Below are 14,695 nucleotides of genomic sequence, written 5' to 3'. Positions count from 1 at the left end.
TGTTCGGTTTTTTTCTGGCTAATGGCATGGTTTATGCGAAGGGTCGGGTGAAGACAGACAGCAAGATGGCGTAATTAACAGACGAAGACTTTGGGTTGTTATTAGTAACCTGACTGTTAAGGTTCATTAACTTACTGTAACTGTTTGGTTTAAAGATTTAACATCTTACTGATCAAAATAAAGTTGGCACGAATTATGATACATTTATACTTTTTGGCCTCCAGTAATCATATTCTTCCAAGACCACTGAACGAGTGGTGATGCATTACTATGGAGAAAGTGCAAGTTGACAAGCGACCTACCAACTTTCTGAATCCCGGGAGCCTTTTCAGGTATCTCGCGGGACGTGCTCAATCTCCATTCTGTCATCTAATTTGTTGCAAAAAAAGACCAGTGGAAGCGGTAAAAACGTGACCTGGGTCTTCTGGCTGGTAACTTCAAGGAGCTAGCTAAGCAAGAACATAATCGCTAGGAGCCACAAATTCCCATAACTTTGGGTTTTGTTAAGAAAATACAAAAAGAGTCATTGAATACTGTCTTGTATTATTATGACGTTAAAAGTATACGAATTGTCGGGTATGAATATCCAGTGTAAATGGTTAGTGGCTTTTCTGCTGATTTTCTGCGGCTTTGTCTGCCAGGCGCAGACGCAGGCGCTTATTCAGGAAGCCGACCGGCAATTAGAACTGCGTGCCTACGGTCGTTCCATTGATTTATACACGCAGCTCCTTACCGAACTGAATAATGCGTTAACGAGCGAGCAGCGCATTAGTGTACGCTCCAATCTGGCCCTGAGTTACAAATCAGTAGGGGATTTACAGAAAGCAGAAAATACCTATCGTGAATTAATTAATTCCTCGGAGCTGTCGGGGGATAAAATAAATGCTTACCTGCAATTTGCGCAGGTACTAGCCAGTAACGGGAAGTACCGCGAGTCGCAGAGTATGTACGAAAAATACAATTCGCTGAAAGGGCGGCAGGCCGTTCGGGATCAGATTCCCATCTCGTCGCCAACGGCTCCTGCGCTGGTAAACGGCAAGAAACCTGTTGTCAAATACCGACTGGAAGTGTTGGAAATGAATACCTCCAATGCGGAATTTAGTCCCATGTATTTTCGGGATGGGTTGATTTACATTTCGGGTAAAAAAGGCGGCTCAGCCATCGAAACTTCGGGGAGTGGCGGCGGCGGGGGTTACTTGGATTTATTTTATATCCCAGATCGTCGGTTGATTAAGGTTAGTAAAATCATCAATCCAGATGGAACGGTAGCGAAAGCGGCGGCGGCCTCAAAAAAAGATCGGCGTCGGGGCAATGGCTCGCGGGCAAGTGCAAATGATTCGCGCAGCATTGGTGGGTATATCAATGTCACAGGCGATCTTGGCTATGGAAAAGCCGCGAAATCGGGCCAGCGATTCAGTAAAGAGCTAAATACCCGTTACCACGAAGGGCCTGCCACGTTTTCGAGCGATGGCTCCCGCATTGTCTTTACCCGGAATAATTACAACGAAGGCCGCGTTCGGCAAAGTACGGAAGGCGTTACGAACCTGAAGCTTTATACGGCTGAGCAACAAAGCGGTAACTGGGTCAATATTAAAGAATTGCCTTTTAATAGCAACGAATATTCAGTGGGTCATCCTGCCTTAAGCAGGGACGATCAGTGGCTGGTTTTTGCGTCGGATATGCCAGGAGGCTACGGCGGAACCGACTTGTATATTGTTCAGTTTCAAGGTGGAAAATGGGGAAAACCGGTGAACTTGGGGGCGCAGATTAACACCAAAGGAAATGAGCTTTTTCCATTCATTGACGAAAATGGAAATTTGTACTTCTCTTCGGATGGGCGGCGTGGACTGGGTGGTCTGGACATTTATTTCGCGCTGATGAAATCACCAACACAGGTTGAGTTGGTCGATCATTTGGATGCGCCTATTAACTCCGATCAGGATGATTTTGGACTTATTACGGACGGTCTGCGCCGCACGGGTTATTTCAGCACCAACCGCTTTAATGGGAGCGATGATATCTTGCGGTTTTCGCGGCAAAGCTCGCTCTATGGCTGCCGAAACCTGACCTTGCGGCTTTACAATGACGATAACAACCAGCCGCTGGATAGTGTCGTGGTCGAAATTCAGGAGAAGGGCGATGGTAAACAAGTCCGGAAAATAGTCACCAAGGCGGACGGCCTCATTCAGTTGTGCCTGGAACCAAATAATGATTTTGTGTTTAAGTCGTCAAAAGATGGATTTATTACCAGCACAATTGGTTTTTCGACCCGTTCGATGCTCGACGACTCGCCTTCACGCCTGGAAATTGCCCTGTTTGAGCCTAAAGAGGTTTCCGACACGGTTTCGATTGCCAATGCCAAATCGCCGAGTGAGAGTGACAATGATGGCTGGGGGCCTGTGAACGTGGCAAAATCGCACATTCGGGGGGTGGTTATGAGTGAAGGTGACCGGAAACCGATTGAAGGCGTGACGGTACGTTTGCGCGGGGAATGCGACGGCTTGGTGCAGACGGTGCAAACAGGTCCCGATGGGCGTTACGAATTTGAATTATCCGAGAATTGTGGGTACACGCTGGTCGCTACCAAAGAGCGATACGGCACCAACATGAACCGGATCAATAAGTTGCCCAAACCCGCTACCCCCAAGGTGTTATCTGCTGATTTACGCATGCTGCGCGTGGGCGATATTGTACAGCTAGACAATATTTATTACGACCTTGATAAGTGGAACATTCGTCCCGATGCGGCCCGTGAACTGGACAAACTGGTGGCAACGATGCGAAAATATCCGTCTCTGAACGTGGAGATCCGGTCGCATACCGATAGTCGGGGGGATAACAATTACAATAAATATTTATCCGCACAGCGGGCAAATTCGGTGGTGAATTATTTAGTTTACAAAGGAATCGCGCGTAAGCGATGCGTGGCGGCTGGCTACGGAGAATCCATGCCCGTGAACAATTGCGTCGATGGCGTAAATTGCACCGAAGAAGAATATCAACGAAACCGCAGGACCGAATTTAAAGTGCTCTCTATTCGGTAATTAAACAGCAATGGTTACATTTCCGAACGCAAAAATCAACATCGGATTAAATATTATTGAGAAACGGCCGGACGGTTACCACAACCTGGAGTCCTGTTTTTATCCCGTCGGCTGGACCGATTTGCTGGAAGTTATTCCAGCGCCTGCGTTTTCGTTCACAACGGACGGAATTGCCATTCCCGGCGATCCGGCCAAAAATTTGTGCGTAAAAGCGTACGAAGCCTTACGGCAAGATTTCGACCTGCCTCCCGTTCACCTGCATTTGCATAAAATGGTGCCCATTGGTGCAGGCCTCGGTGGTGGCTCTGCAGATGCAGCGTTTGCCTTAAAACTGCTAAATGAAGAATTTAGCTTGGGTTTAACCGTTGCCCAACTCGAAGAATATGCCCGCCCGCTAGGCAGCGATTGCGCTTTTTTTGTTCGCAATGAACCGCTTTTTTGCCGCGAGAAAGGGGATGTTTTCGACGAAATTGAGCTTTCCCTGAAAGGCTATACCATTGTGTTGGTTTACCCAAATCTTGCCATTTCAACGGCTGAAGCGTACGCTGGTATTCGGCCCCGCAAGCCAGAAATCCCACTGGTGGAGGCCTTAAAAACGCCTTTAGTGGAATGGAAAAACCAGATTCGAAACGATTTTGAAGAAAGTCTGTTTCCGAATCATCCGATTTTACCCGACATTAAACAGCAACTGTACGAAGCGGGAGCGTTGTATGCCAGCATGAGCGGTTCTGGCTCAACTTTGTACGGCATTTATGAGCAGGCCCCCATCTTACCAAACCATTTTGAGTCATATCGCGTTTGGCAAGGTAGACTCTGAACGGCTCCTTTAAACTGGCCGGTGCCTTATGTTTCGCTAACTGATCCCATGAGTAACTTTATTACGCGCCGCCGGGAGCCCAAACGCTTTGCCTTATGGCTGTGTATTGCGGGTAGTATGATTCTTTTCGCGGTTCTGCTCGTGGCCTATCTGGTTCGGAAAGGGGGTGCCGATTGGCAAGTTATTCCGCTGCCTAAGGTGTTTTTAGCCAGTACGGCGGTTATACTGGCTAGTAGTCTGACACTGCACATTGCCAACCGAAGTTTTGAGCACGAGCGGTTTGTTCAGTATCGTTTGTATATGGGTACGACACTGTTTCTGGGCGTTCTGTTCGTTTTGCTCCAAGTGCTGGGCTGGCGGGAGTGGGTTTCGCAGGGTATTTATCTACAGACCAATCCATCGAGCAGCTTTCTATACGTGCTTTCCGGGGTGCATTTGCTCCACATTCTGATTGGCGTAGCCTTTCTGGGCATTGCCTACACGGAGGCCGTTCAGCGGAAACCGTACATTGATTTCTTTATTTATAGCGTCAATCCGCCGAACCAGCTGCGTATTCGGCTGATTACCTTGTACTGGCATTTTGTGGATGTACTCTGGCTGGTGGTATTTTTGTTTCTGCTGGTTCACCACGGCATGTAAATCCTAGCTATTAGCGGGCATTTTAAAGACAAAAACAAACCGCATCTTCACCTCGTCCTCCACGGGAACCATCATCAGACTGGGTTTCTCAATTTTAAAATCCGTTAGTTTAAAATCAAAATTGCCGTCAATCGTCAGCTTGCCGCTGGCCTCTTTTCGGGTAGCCTGAATCGTCATCGGGCGAGTTACGTTATGAAACGTCATATTGCCACGAATGGTGAGCGTATTGCCATCGCCCGGCTGAATATCCTGGCTGGAAAACGTAATATTCGGGTATTTCAGGGCTTCCGTTGACTCCAGCGCGTGCGAATCGCGGTTGCTGTTCTGGCTATCGAAAGAAGCAACCTTAACCACGGCGGCCACGTTTTCGATGCGGTTTGTCTCGTCATTATACACAACGGCGCAGGTCACATCGCGGCTGACGCCCTCCCAGGTGTGCATGGGGTGGCGCATCGCATAGGTGATTGTCGTTGCCGACTTGTCGGCCATTAGCTTTCGTTTAGCCATCGGCATTCTGAAAGAAAGCGACAGCATACCAAGTGCCAGGAAACAACAGATTGTCGGAATATGGCGTAGTGGATTCATAAGAGTAGCAATTAATAGCTTAAAATTTAATGGCAACGATAGCCGCCCCGAAGGCCGCAAACGTAGTGAAAGCCGCAATGCGGTGAGCCGACTTAAGGGTATCGTAATTTTCGCCACTGCCCGAAATCTGGCGGGCCAGAATGTTGGTCGCAATCATGCCTGTCAGGTGAACCATCGCCAGGGTTTTATGCAATTGAATGGAGCTGAATCCACGGCGGCGATTGCTGCTAGTCGGTAGGCGAGGCGGCGAGGTAAAAGCAAGTAACGCGGCGGTCCCGTAGGAAATGTTAATGAAGGTGGCCACGTTTTCGTGAGCATTCTTTAAGCGGACATAATCGGCTCCCTGCGCTTTGTAGAGCCGGGAGCCAAGTATGCCCTGCGTAATCATTCCAGCTAGCGTTACGAAGCCAACTACCTGGTGAGATACCAGCATAGCCCGCCGCACTTTCAGTTCTTTTTCGCGACTTTCTGCCGTTAACGGAGCAATTCCCGTACTCCGAAGCACGCCTTTCCGACTCCACAAAAGCCGCTGACTAATGGTCATCTTTTTGGGCAATAGCTCGGGGCTGGCCACACTATCGGTCAGGCTGGCGAGCAAGCTGTCGGCATCCGAGGGCGGAGCAACCCGAGTGGTGTCCTGAGCAACAACCGATAAGGCAAAAAATAAAGAAAAGAAAGTGGCGAACAGGAGTTTCATAAGCTTGTGGGAAGATAATGACGATTGATTTTAGGCCGTAACCGTTAGTTTATCCGAAGCCAGACTGGTTTTATAGGCTACAACAGGCTGGGTAGGCGGGGCCGCTTTTACGGTTCCGTTGGTGTTGTAAAGTCCGCCGTGCGTATCACAAATGAAGTCGTTCGAGCCGCTCCGATAGCTCAGGGAACCGCCTTGGTGAGTGCAGACACGACCAATAGCAACCATGCTACCCGCTGCATTGGCGACGATAATGCTACCAACCGAAACAAATTGACCGGCGGTTTTCAGTTTGCTGTAATCCGAACTAGTTAAATCAAGTGTAAAATTGACGGCTCCTTTTGAGGGGTCAGCATTGCCAGTAAAGCCCGCGCCAGTGCTTGGATTACCCGTATCCGGTGTCGGATCATCACCCGAGCAGGAAGTCATTGTTCCCATGCAATAAAAAGCCATCAAGGCCGAGGTGCTCAAGCCAAGACTGCGCAAAAAATCACCGCGCTTCATTGTTTCTTTTTGACGAATCTCCATAACAAAACTAGTTCACAGGTTAGATTTATTATCACTACATTTTATGTTATTACATCAATTGGTGTTGTATAACGGCTGCATCACGAAAATTTATATGTTGTATCGGGCAGAGAGAAAAATACCGGTACTCAGCAAACGCACTTTTCCGTAACCAACGCCTTTTAACGGAGTCTTCAGAAAAGGCTCAACCTGCCACGACAAACGCCGCGAGAAATAACGCTCGTAACCTACCGAAAAATTAAGATGGCTGGCATCGACGCGTCCCGTGTTGCCTTCCCAACCCGGATATTTGTTGTTTGCAGGAACAGGGTCATACTCATAGTGATACTTCTCTTTCTTCATGATATAGGAAGAAATGCCACTGCTTAGAAACCAGCGCTGATTGGTTGATGCAAATACATCGAAGCGCACATTAATGGGTATATCAATGATGGTGCAATTGGCATCGATGCGAATGGGCCTTTCTTTTTGATACCAATGGTCGGTGGGTATCTTATAATCCTCCATAGAGGCGTAATATTTTTTTACGGCCTTCATGGCTCCAACCTGAATGAGCAACCGATTTGTAAAGCGATATTCGACAAAGACTCCCACATTGGGCGACACCGCTGGGCCGCTTCCGCCAATGAAATTTAGATCGGGCGTAAACTGAAGGCGAATGCTTAAAGGCGAGAAACGCGGCGTTTTTGTTTGCCGGGACGTTTTATAAGTAGGCTCCGCCTTAAGGGCAAGCGCGCTGTCTGACAAACGGAGAAGCAGGGGGGCTAATGGATCTGGCGAAGATGAAAAATGGAAGCGCTCCGCGATCAGATTGCTTGACCAATTCGGTCCATTCGATGAGTCAACGCTTGAACTATTTTTAACCTGGTCGGTGGGAGTACCGTTTGCCGATTGATACGCACCACGGCGTTGCGCCGAACGGGAAGCGGGCGTTGCGCCTTTACTAGCGTATCCTGCCTGTAAATTAGGTGTAGGAAGCAAAACGTTGGTAGCTCGCTTTCCCTGCGGGTAACGTACGTTATAGGCCTGATTTTCCCCTCGCTTATCCACAGTAATCTCTTTATCCACAGACTTATCCACAATATTCCGCGGTTTTTTTGTGAATTGCATAGAACTTCGTTCGGTTTCGGCAGCTTGCTCAGCTGTTAGTCTACCTTCTGGACTAGCGGTAGACTTGGGTAGTTCAACGCCATTGGAAGCAATTTTATCGCGCTGCCCGGCTGTCCCACCCATTAGAGGCGGCAACGTTGGCGCGGTTTTCGTTGCCTCAAAACCTGATTGATCAACACGGCCAGACTTGTTAGCTGAAGTGGTACGTCCGTTGCCAGATTCAGATAGAGTTGTTGGGGTTACAGGCTGCTCGTTAGTCTGTTTATTATGTTGCCAGAGCCAAATTCCCGTTCCGGTCAGCAAAAGAAATAGGATAGGCAAACCCCAGCGCAAGAGGCGGAAAAGCAAAGCCGTTCGGTCGGTCTGGTCTAGGCGGTGGCGTAGATTTGACCAGTCTTCGGGATTATAGGGTGGTTCAAACTCCTCGGCAGACGTCCGAAAGAGCTTGTCAAGCCCTTCGTCATCGGGTAGTTCGTCCACACTCGACATGATTTCTGCGGGTTAATAAGATTCTCAATTGTTCACGGGCGCGGGCCAGATTGGATTTCGAGGTTCCCGCCGAAATCTGCAATTGTCCGGCAATTTCTTCATGGGTAAAGCCGTCTATGACGTATAAATTAAAAACCAAACGATAGGCCGGCGACAGCTGCCTGATCAAATCAAGCAGTTCGCTATGAGTGATCTGTTCCAGTGCGTTCGCCTCCACTGTAGGCAGCTGTTCGGCCCGGCCAATATCTTCATGAAAACGATGCTTCTGATGGATGCGGTGGTAATCAAGCGCGGCATTGATCAGAATCCGGCGCAGCCATAGCTTGAATGGCACTTCGGTCCGGTATTGGTGAGCGCGCGTAAAAACCTTCAGAAAGCTATCGTTCAGTATTTCGACGGCATCTTCGCGATTGGATGAATACCGCATGCAAATGCCCATCGCATAGCCGTAGAACTCCCGATAGAGTCGTTCCTGGCTTTTACGGTTGCCATTCAGACATTCCTGAAGCAAAACAGTGATGTCTTCGGTTTTGGGCGTCATCCTGCGGGATTTTGTACCTATACGATAAATGCGCAAAAAGCGTTGCGTCAGAAATTAGTAAACCCAAAAAATAGGTTTACTGCGGCGCTACGGGCGTTTCTTTCTGAATGATGGGCCAAACGCCCGGCGAAGGAAAGCTAACCCCTTTGGTCACACCTCGCTGGTTGTTGTCCTGACCGAAATAATAAAGTGGCCAGCCGTTGTAAGTCAGTTGGTTTCGCCCAGCTACTGAAATGGTACTGAACAGGGTTTTATCCAATACCGAAGGTACAGAACCCAGGGTTGTTTCAAAAATAGGCCAGACGCTGTTGTTACTGAAATCAGCTTTGGTGAAATTATTCTTTTTGTTCTTGTCGTTTCTAAAACCGTATAGGGTTCGTCCCTGCGCGTCCACAAAGAAGATCGTTGATTCGGTTCCTTCGACGTACTTGCTGGTGTATGACTTTCCATCATGCCCCTTCAACTGCGCATTTGACAACATAATGGAATAATCGGGCTTAGCGACAAACCAGATGTTGCCCACATTTTCGCCACTTACATCACCAGCTTTAGCATCTTTGGCGTAATAATAGAGTGGCCAGGTTTTATAGGTGGTTTGTTTACTGCCGTCAGCATTCGTGATGGTACCGAAATCGCTGGCGTTTAAACCGGTACCCAGAGACGGATTTTCCCGGTAAAAAACGGGCCAGTTGGTGAGGCAGTTTCCCTTGCACGTCGAAGCGCCGTCGACATCATTGGCGAAAAAGTACAGTGTTCGGCCTGTCTCGTCGGTTAGGACGTTGCCTAAGGATGTATTATTGATTGAGATACCTGAGGCTGCGGGCTGAGTCTCCTCGTCCTTGCTGCAGGATTGAAAAAGAAATATACTCGCCAGGAAGACGATCCGTAAGGATACCAAATAGGGTTTCATGAAGATAAAAGAGCCATGAGTGAGAAATTGATAAACTGTTGAATCGATTCTTGACCAATACGAAGGAGCGAAAGAAAGGGTTGCGTGGCCTCAAAAAAAAAGGATAGCCTCAGGCTATCCTTTGTACTATTAAAATAAGCTTCAGAACGATTACGGATTCAGTGATTTATCGCCCAGATGGGTTAGGGCATGGCCCATTTTATCTCGTTTGGTCTGCAAATAGCGCTCGTTATACGGATTCGACTGGATCTGAAGAGGCACGGTTTCGATAATTTCAAGGCCGTAGCCCATCAATCCGGCCCGTTTTTTCGGGTTGTTTGAGATGAGTCTTATCTTGTGAATGCCCAAATCGCGCAGAATTTGAGCCCCAACGCCATAATCCCGCTCATCCATTTTAAAGCCCAGTTCCAGATTGGCTTCCACCGTATCCAGTCCTGCTTCCTGTAATTTATAGGCTCTCAGCTTGTTCAGCAGACCAATCCCCCGGCCTTCCTGATTCATGTAAAGGACAACCCCTTTTCCTTCTTTTTCCACTAAATCCATGGCGGCGTGCAACTGGCCCCCACAATCGCAACGGCAAGAGCCGAAGATGTCGCCCGTAACGCAGGAAGAGTGCACACGAACCAGAACAGGCTCGTTCTTTTCCCATGTGCCTTTGATCAAGGCCAGGTGCGTGTCGTCGGTAGTGAGCGATTTATAAGCGATGAGTTCGAAGTGACCCCGTTCAGTGGGCATATCCACCCCGATTTCGCGACGAATAAGTGATTCCTGCTTAAGCCGGTATTCAATCAAATCCTGAATGCTGACCAGTTTCATTCCAAACTTATCGGCAAGCTCACGGAGTTGGGGTAACCGGGCCATCGTGCCATCTTCGTGAAGGATTTCAATCAGGACGCCCGCTGGTGACAGACCGGCCAGTTTGGCAAAATCAACGGCAGCTTCAGTATGCCCGGTGCGACGCAAAACGCCACCCTCCACCGCACGGAGTGGGAAGATGTGACCGGGACGGCCCAGGTCTTCAGGTTTGGTTTCCGGATCAACCAAAGCGCGGATGGTTTTAGCGCGGTCGCTGGCAGAAATTCCGGTGGTGCATCCGTTGCCAAGCAAATCAACGGAAACCGTAAAAGGAGTCGTATGAACAGACGTATTGTTGCCAACCATCATTTCCAGACCTAATTCCTGGCAACGCTCGTTGGTAAGAGGAGCACACATAAGGCCCCGGCCTTCCTTCGTCATGAAGTTAACCATCTCGGGCGTGATTTTTTCGGCAGCGCAAATCATATCACCCTCGTTTTCACGATCTTCATCGTCAACTACGATGATAATTTTGCCGTCCCGAATGTCCTGAATAGCGTCTTCAATCCGGTCTAAACGAACAGGTTCAACCGCTACATTCGCAGAATACATGTGACCACTATCACTATGTTGTGTCTTTATATTTGTGGGGTTACTCTCCATTGGTTCAATTAAAAAACGGGGGCGTAATTGACTGATTACATATTTGTCAAACACCTTTCGGCAAAGATACGTTTCGCCGGACGCTAAAAGAGAAGTTTATACGTTTTTTAACCAACCTCCCAAAATTGTTAGCTAACGAAAAATTTTACTCCTCCGTGATTACATTGACAAAGTGGTCACCCGGACGGTTTCTGTGTATCGGGTGGTTTTTGGCTATAAGTGTCCTTTATTTATTGCCGGTTGAGGCCTGGTCGCAAGATTGGTGCGGCAGCGGGAAGCCTGCGAATGCAGGAGTAGGCGGTTTTACGCTCCGGGCCAAACGAGGCTGTGCGCCGTTTACAGTAGAAATCGCGTCAGTACCAGCAACGCTGTCCGGCGATAAATACATTTATGAATACCAAACAGGTGATCCTTTCTCGGCTCCTTTATTGCAGCAGCAAACGGCCAATCGGAAGTATGCATTTACAAAACCAGGGCGTTACAAAATTCTTCAGCTAGCCAGTGGGAACGGGTCAGCTACCGGAACCGTATTTTGCGATGAGGTAGAAGTGCTGGATACGCGACCTTTGAACACGGCGCTAAATGGGTGTGCCGACCGGCAACTGACCTTAACGATTACCAATGATGCGATCAGCCAGCAATATGATGGGTATTTGATCAACTGGGGAGATGGCTCTCCGGCGGAACGAATAACTAAAAATACCCTGAGCCAGAGTCATACATTTGCCAATAATTCGACGCGGACAGTCACCGTACAGGGCGTTTATCTGGATGGTAATCAGATCTTTTGCGGCGGACAGATTCGGTCGGAAACCCGGACGCCCAACGGTTCGCTTCCAAAACCGGTTATTGCCAAGTTAAGTAGTACGGAGGCCAATAAAACTGCTACACTACAGATTGATAATGTGCCAGCGGGCCAGACCGCCGTACTTGAACAACGGGATGCTTCGGGCAACTGGGCCTCAACCACCTTCTCCCGGGTTGGGAATGGCACGATTCCCGTGACAAATATTGGCAATCATCCGACCTGTTTTCGGGTTGTCGTTAGCGGTTCGTGCGGGCGGCAGGAATCGGAGCCTGCCTGTACAATTGGGCTGGATGTTACGGCCCAAAATGGTCAGAATGAAGTAAAATGGACCACCGAGGTCACCACAAACACGTTTGGCCGATTTACCGTTCTTCGGAATAATACAACCTTGAGTACATCAACCACGGCTTCGGCAAGAACGGAAAACGACAAGCAAAATCTGCAATGCGGCCAGCAGTATTGTTATAAAGTAACGGCGCAACTGAACAGTGGAGCTACCACGGTGGAGTCGGACAGCAAATGTGTAACCGCGCAATCCGGTGAGCAACCGCTGCCGTTCACCAAAGTGCAGGTGTCGGTCAATACAGCGGGTCGAATTGATCTGCTGGCCGTTCTGGACCCGGCGGCGCAGGCAACGCCCAATTACAAAATGCTGATCTATCGGCAGGACTCGCCCGGCGGCGCTTTCAACCCAGTAGCCGAAGAAGCCGCCCGGAATGTGCATCAGGATGGCGGCGTAGATACTCGGAAACAGTCTTACTGCTACCAGGTTGGCTACCAAAGTGCTTGCGGAGCTACTTCGACGCTGACCGCGCCGGTTTGTTCGATTCACCTGAAATCGGATTCGCCCGCTGCCATTAACTGGACGCCAGAATCGCCCTTTTTTGGCGAGACTGTCGCTCAATACCGACTCGAAAAGTTAGATGAGACGAACACAGTCGTTGATGAGGTTGATCTGGTGGCTAACACGACCTACCAGCCGAATCTGAGCGACCCTGACATCCAGCGGTTTAATTTTCGGGTGAAAGCCGTTTCAGCAAACGGAGCTGTGAGCTATTCTAACTTTCGCTCGTTCACGGCGGCAGCGCGTTTGTTCGTGCCGGATGCCTTTACGCCTAATGGCGATGGCTTGAACGATGCTTTCACGATCAAAGGCAGCACGTTCTTCGAAAGCATTCGGCTATCTGTTTACAATCGTTGGGGTGAGGTTATGTTCACAACGGATCAGCGCGAAGGTTGGGACGGAACAATTAACGGGCAGATAGCACCAGCAGGCCATTATTCGTACCGAATTGAGGCGGTTGACCAGGCTGGCCAGAAACTTATCAAATCGGGGAGAGTCATGCTCATGCGATAATTTTTTAGAATGTAATAGCTGAGACCGCACAATTGACCTAGTTTTGCAGTTTAATCAGAAAGCACTAATCGCAATTAGTATGTTCAACATGATGGATATGTTCGGCAAAGTGAAGGAATTCCAGAGCCGAATGAAAGAAGCACAAGCGTCGCTGGGCGTTATTACGGAGTCGGGCGAAGCAGGAGCAGGTTTAGTACGGGCTACTGTAAATGGTCATAAACAATTGATCAAGCTGGAAATTGATTCGGACCTGGTTAAACCAGACGACAAAGAAATGTTGCAAGACCTGATCGTGGCCGCAACCAACAAGGCACTTGAGAACGTTGACGGTAAAATCAAAGAACACCTGCGTAAATCAACCGAAGGCTTGCTGCCAAATATTCCCGGCTTTGATCTGGGCAGCATGATGTCTTAGCACATGGACGAAGTTGCCATTGTTATTCTGAATTATAATGGCTGGAGCTTTCTGGATGAGTTTTTGCCGTTGGTGCTGGCCTATTCGGAAGGCCACGCCGTTTATGTCGCTGATAATGCTTCGCTGGACAACTCTGTAGATCTCGTACAGCAGCATTTTCCGGCTGTTAAAATAATCCGTCTGGAACGTAACCACGGTTATACAGGCGGTTACAATGAAGCGTTAGCGCAGATTCCAGCGACCTATTACATTCTCCTTAACTCGGATGTTGAGGTAACACCGGGTTGGGTTTCCCCTTTATTGCATTTGATGAAGCGGCGTCCGCAGGCGGCGGCCTGCCAGCCGAAGCTGCTTGCTTATCACCAAAAAACGCATTTCGAATACGCAGGTGCTGCCGGAGGCTACATTGATTATCTGGGGTATCCGTTCTGCCGGGGCCGCCTTTTCGATACCCTGGAACCCGATGAGGGACAGTATAACGATGAGCGCCAGATTTTTTGGGCAACGGGGGCGTGCCTGATTATACGTTCTGAATTATTCTGGAAAATTGGCGGCTTTGATGCGAATTTTTTCGCGCACATGGAAGAAATTGATCTTTGCTGGCGCCTCAAAAATAGAGGTTACGAAATCTGGTACTGCCCGGATTCCACGGTTTACCACATTGGCGGTGGTACATTAGCCAAGACAAATCCGCGTAAAACATTTCTGAATTACCGCAACAGCCTGGCTACCTTATACAAGAATTTGCCATCTAAATCGCTCTTCGCGACAATTTTCGCCCGGCTGGTACTGGATGGCGCCTCGGGGCTACAGCTCATAAGCAAAGGGCAATGGCGCGATACAATAGCCATTATTCGGGCACACTTTTCTTTCTATAGCTGGTTACCAGAGCTTTACAAAAAGCGCAACAAGCAGAGTGGCGAAGTAAGTCAGATTTACCGGGAAAGTGTTGTCTGGCAGTATTTCGTTAAAGGCAAAAAACGGTTTCTTGAGCTTTACAACTCCCAAACGGTTGGATGATTGTGACGGCGTAAGTGCTTACGCATCTCCATCCAAAAGGCAAGAATCAAATACAAAACGACAGGCGACCCCAGGGTTAAGCAGGACGTGTAAATGAAATACAGGCGGATGCTGCTCGCCGAAATGTTCATTTTCTCGCCTAACCTCGTACAGACTCCAAAAGCCTGGCTCTCGACAAAATATCTTATTTTGTTCATGACACCTACGAATTACTGTTAAAATTAGGTCTCAGATTCGTTATTAACAATCTCTTTAGTCGTTTGTTCTTGAAATTTAGCCA

General features: G+C 48.7%; 14 protein-coding genes. 6 read left to right on the top strand and 8 right to left on the bottom strand.

Features of this window, described 5'->3' with window-relative positions; translation table 11 throughout:
• Nucleotides 1-548 precede the first annotated feature (548 nt).
• The 3 genes from L0Y31_RS03280 to L0Y31_RS03270 are packed head-to-tail and all read left to right on the top strand — an operon-like array spanning nucleotide 549 to nucleotide 4,500.
• Nucleotides 549-3,044 carry an OmpA family protein gene (locus tag L0Y31_RS03280; RefSeq protein WP_234735707.1) on the top strand — a complete coding sequence of 832 codons (2,496 nt, stop codon included), beginning with the start codon at nucleotides 549-551 and terminating at the stop codon, nucleotides 3,042-3,044.
• A gap of 10 nt (nucleotides 3,045-3,054) precedes the next feature.
• Complete coding sequence (locus L0Y31_RS03275) at nucleotides 3,055-3,861, top strand: 4-(cytidine 5'-diphospho)-2-C-methyl-D-erythritol kinase (protein WP_234735706.1); 807 nt, start codon at nucleotides 3,055-3,057, stop codon at nucleotides 3,859-3,861.
• Nucleotides 3,862-3,909: 48 nt separating this feature from the next.
• Nucleotides 3,910-4,500 (top strand): cytochrome c oxidase subunit 3, encoded by a 591-nt coding sequence (locus L0Y31_RS03270; RefSeq protein ID WP_234735705.1) that lies wholly within the window; start codon nucleotides 3,910-3,912, stop codon nucleotides 4,498-4,500.
• A 3-nt stretch (nucleotides 4,501-4,503) separates the two neighbouring features.
• Here L0Y31_RS03270 and L0Y31_RS03265 read toward each other — a convergent pair whose 3' ends face one another.
• The 7 genes from L0Y31_RS03265 to L0Y31_RS03235 all read right to left on the bottom strand — a co-directional run bounded on the left by L0Y31_RS03265 (nucleotide 4,504) and on the right by L0Y31_RS03235 (nucleotide 10,764).
• Nucleotides 4,504-5,085, bottom strand: a complete 582-nt coding sequence (locus L0Y31_RS03265) for a YceI family protein (protein WP_234735704.1) — start codon at nucleotides 5,083-5,085, stop codon at nucleotides 4,504-4,506.
• A gap of 19 nt (nucleotides 5,086-5,104) precedes the next feature.
• Complete coding sequence (locus L0Y31_RS03260; RefSeq protein ID WP_234735703.1) at nucleotides 5,105-5,782, bottom strand: hypothetical protein; 678 nt, start codon at nucleotides 5,780-5,782, stop codon at nucleotides 5,105-5,107.
• A 30-nt stretch (nucleotides 5,783-5,812) separates the two neighbouring features.
• Complete coding sequence (locus tag L0Y31_RS03255) at nucleotides 5,813-6,307, bottom strand: QcrA and Rieske domain-containing protein (protein ID WP_234735702.1); 495 nt, start codon at nucleotides 6,305-6,307, stop codon at nucleotides 5,813-5,815.
• 90 nt (nucleotides 6,308-6,397) lie between these two features.
• Nucleotides 6,398-7,906 carry a PorT family protein gene (locus L0Y31_RS03250; protein WP_234735701.1) on the bottom strand — a complete coding sequence of 503 codons (1,509 nt, stop codon included), beginning with the start codon at nucleotides 7,904-7,906 and terminating at the stop codon, nucleotides 6,398-6,400.
• A complete protein-coding gene (locus L0Y31_RS03245) occupies nucleotides 7,878-8,447 on the bottom strand; it encodes an RNA polymerase sigma factor (RefSeq protein WP_234735700.1) in 570 nt (189 codons plus the stop codon). Before L0Y31_RS03245 ends, L0Y31_RS03250 begins: the two co-directional genes overlap by 29 nt.
• A 76-nt stretch (nucleotides 8,448-8,523) precedes the next feature.
• Nucleotides 8,524-9,357 carry a hypothetical protein gene (locus tag L0Y31_RS03240; protein WP_234735699.1) on the bottom strand — a complete coding sequence of 278 codons (834 nt, stop codon included), beginning with the start codon at nucleotides 9,355-9,357 and terminating at the stop codon, nucleotides 8,524-8,526.
• Nucleotides 9,358-9,507: 150 nt separating this feature from the next.
• On the bottom strand, nucleotides 9,508-10,764 hold the full coding sequence (locus L0Y31_RS03235) for a bifunctional 3,4-dihydroxy-2-butanone-4-phosphate synthase/GTP cyclohydrolase II (RefSeq protein WP_234735698.1): 1,257 nt from the start codon (nucleotides 10,762-10,764) through the stop codon (nucleotides 9,508-9,510).
• Nucleotides 10,765-10,970: 206 nt separating this feature from the next.
• Between L0Y31_RS03235 and L0Y31_RS03230 the strand changes: the two genes are divergently transcribed.
• The 3 genes from L0Y31_RS03230 to L0Y31_RS03220 all read left to right on the top strand — a co-directional run bounded on the left by L0Y31_RS03230 (nucleotide 10,971) and on the right by L0Y31_RS03220 (nucleotide 14,415).
• Entirely contained in the window at nucleotides 10,971-12,980 is a 2,010-nt protein-coding gene (locus tag L0Y31_RS03230) for a T9SS type B sorting domain-containing protein (RefSeq protein WP_234735697.1), read from the top strand.
• Nucleotides 12,981-13,059: 79 nt separating this feature from the next.
• On the top strand, nucleotides 13,060-13,395 hold the full coding sequence (locus L0Y31_RS03225; protein WP_234735696.1) for a YbaB/EbfC family nucleoid-associated protein: 336 nt from the start codon (nucleotides 13,060-13,062) through the stop codon (nucleotides 13,393-13,395).
• A 3-nt stretch (nucleotides 13,396-13,398) separates the two neighbouring features.
• On the top strand, nucleotides 13,399-14,415 hold the full coding sequence (locus L0Y31_RS03220; RefSeq protein WP_234735695.1) for a glycosyltransferase family 2 protein: 1,017 nt from the start codon (nucleotides 13,399-13,401) through the stop codon (nucleotides 14,413-14,415).
• Here L0Y31_RS03220 and L0Y31_RS03215 read toward each other — a convergent pair.
• Nucleotides 14,391-14,612: a PspC domain-containing protein gene (locus L0Y31_RS03215; protein WP_234735694.1), complete on the bottom strand. Its 222-nt coding sequence runs from the start codon at nucleotides 14,610-14,612 to the stop codon at nucleotides 14,391-14,393. The two genes, L0Y31_RS03220 and L0Y31_RS03215, sit on opposite strands and share 25 nt — an antisense overlap.
• Between the last annotated feature and the right edge of the window lie 83 nt (nucleotides 14,613-14,695).

It is taken from the genome of Tellurirhabdus bombi, assembly GCF_021484805.1.
Classification (GTDB): Bacteria; Bacteroidota; Bacteroidia; order Cytophagales; family Spirosomataceae; genus Tellurirhabdus; species Tellurirhabdus bombi.
This window is presented reverse-complemented; position numbering and strand designations above follow the sequence as displayed.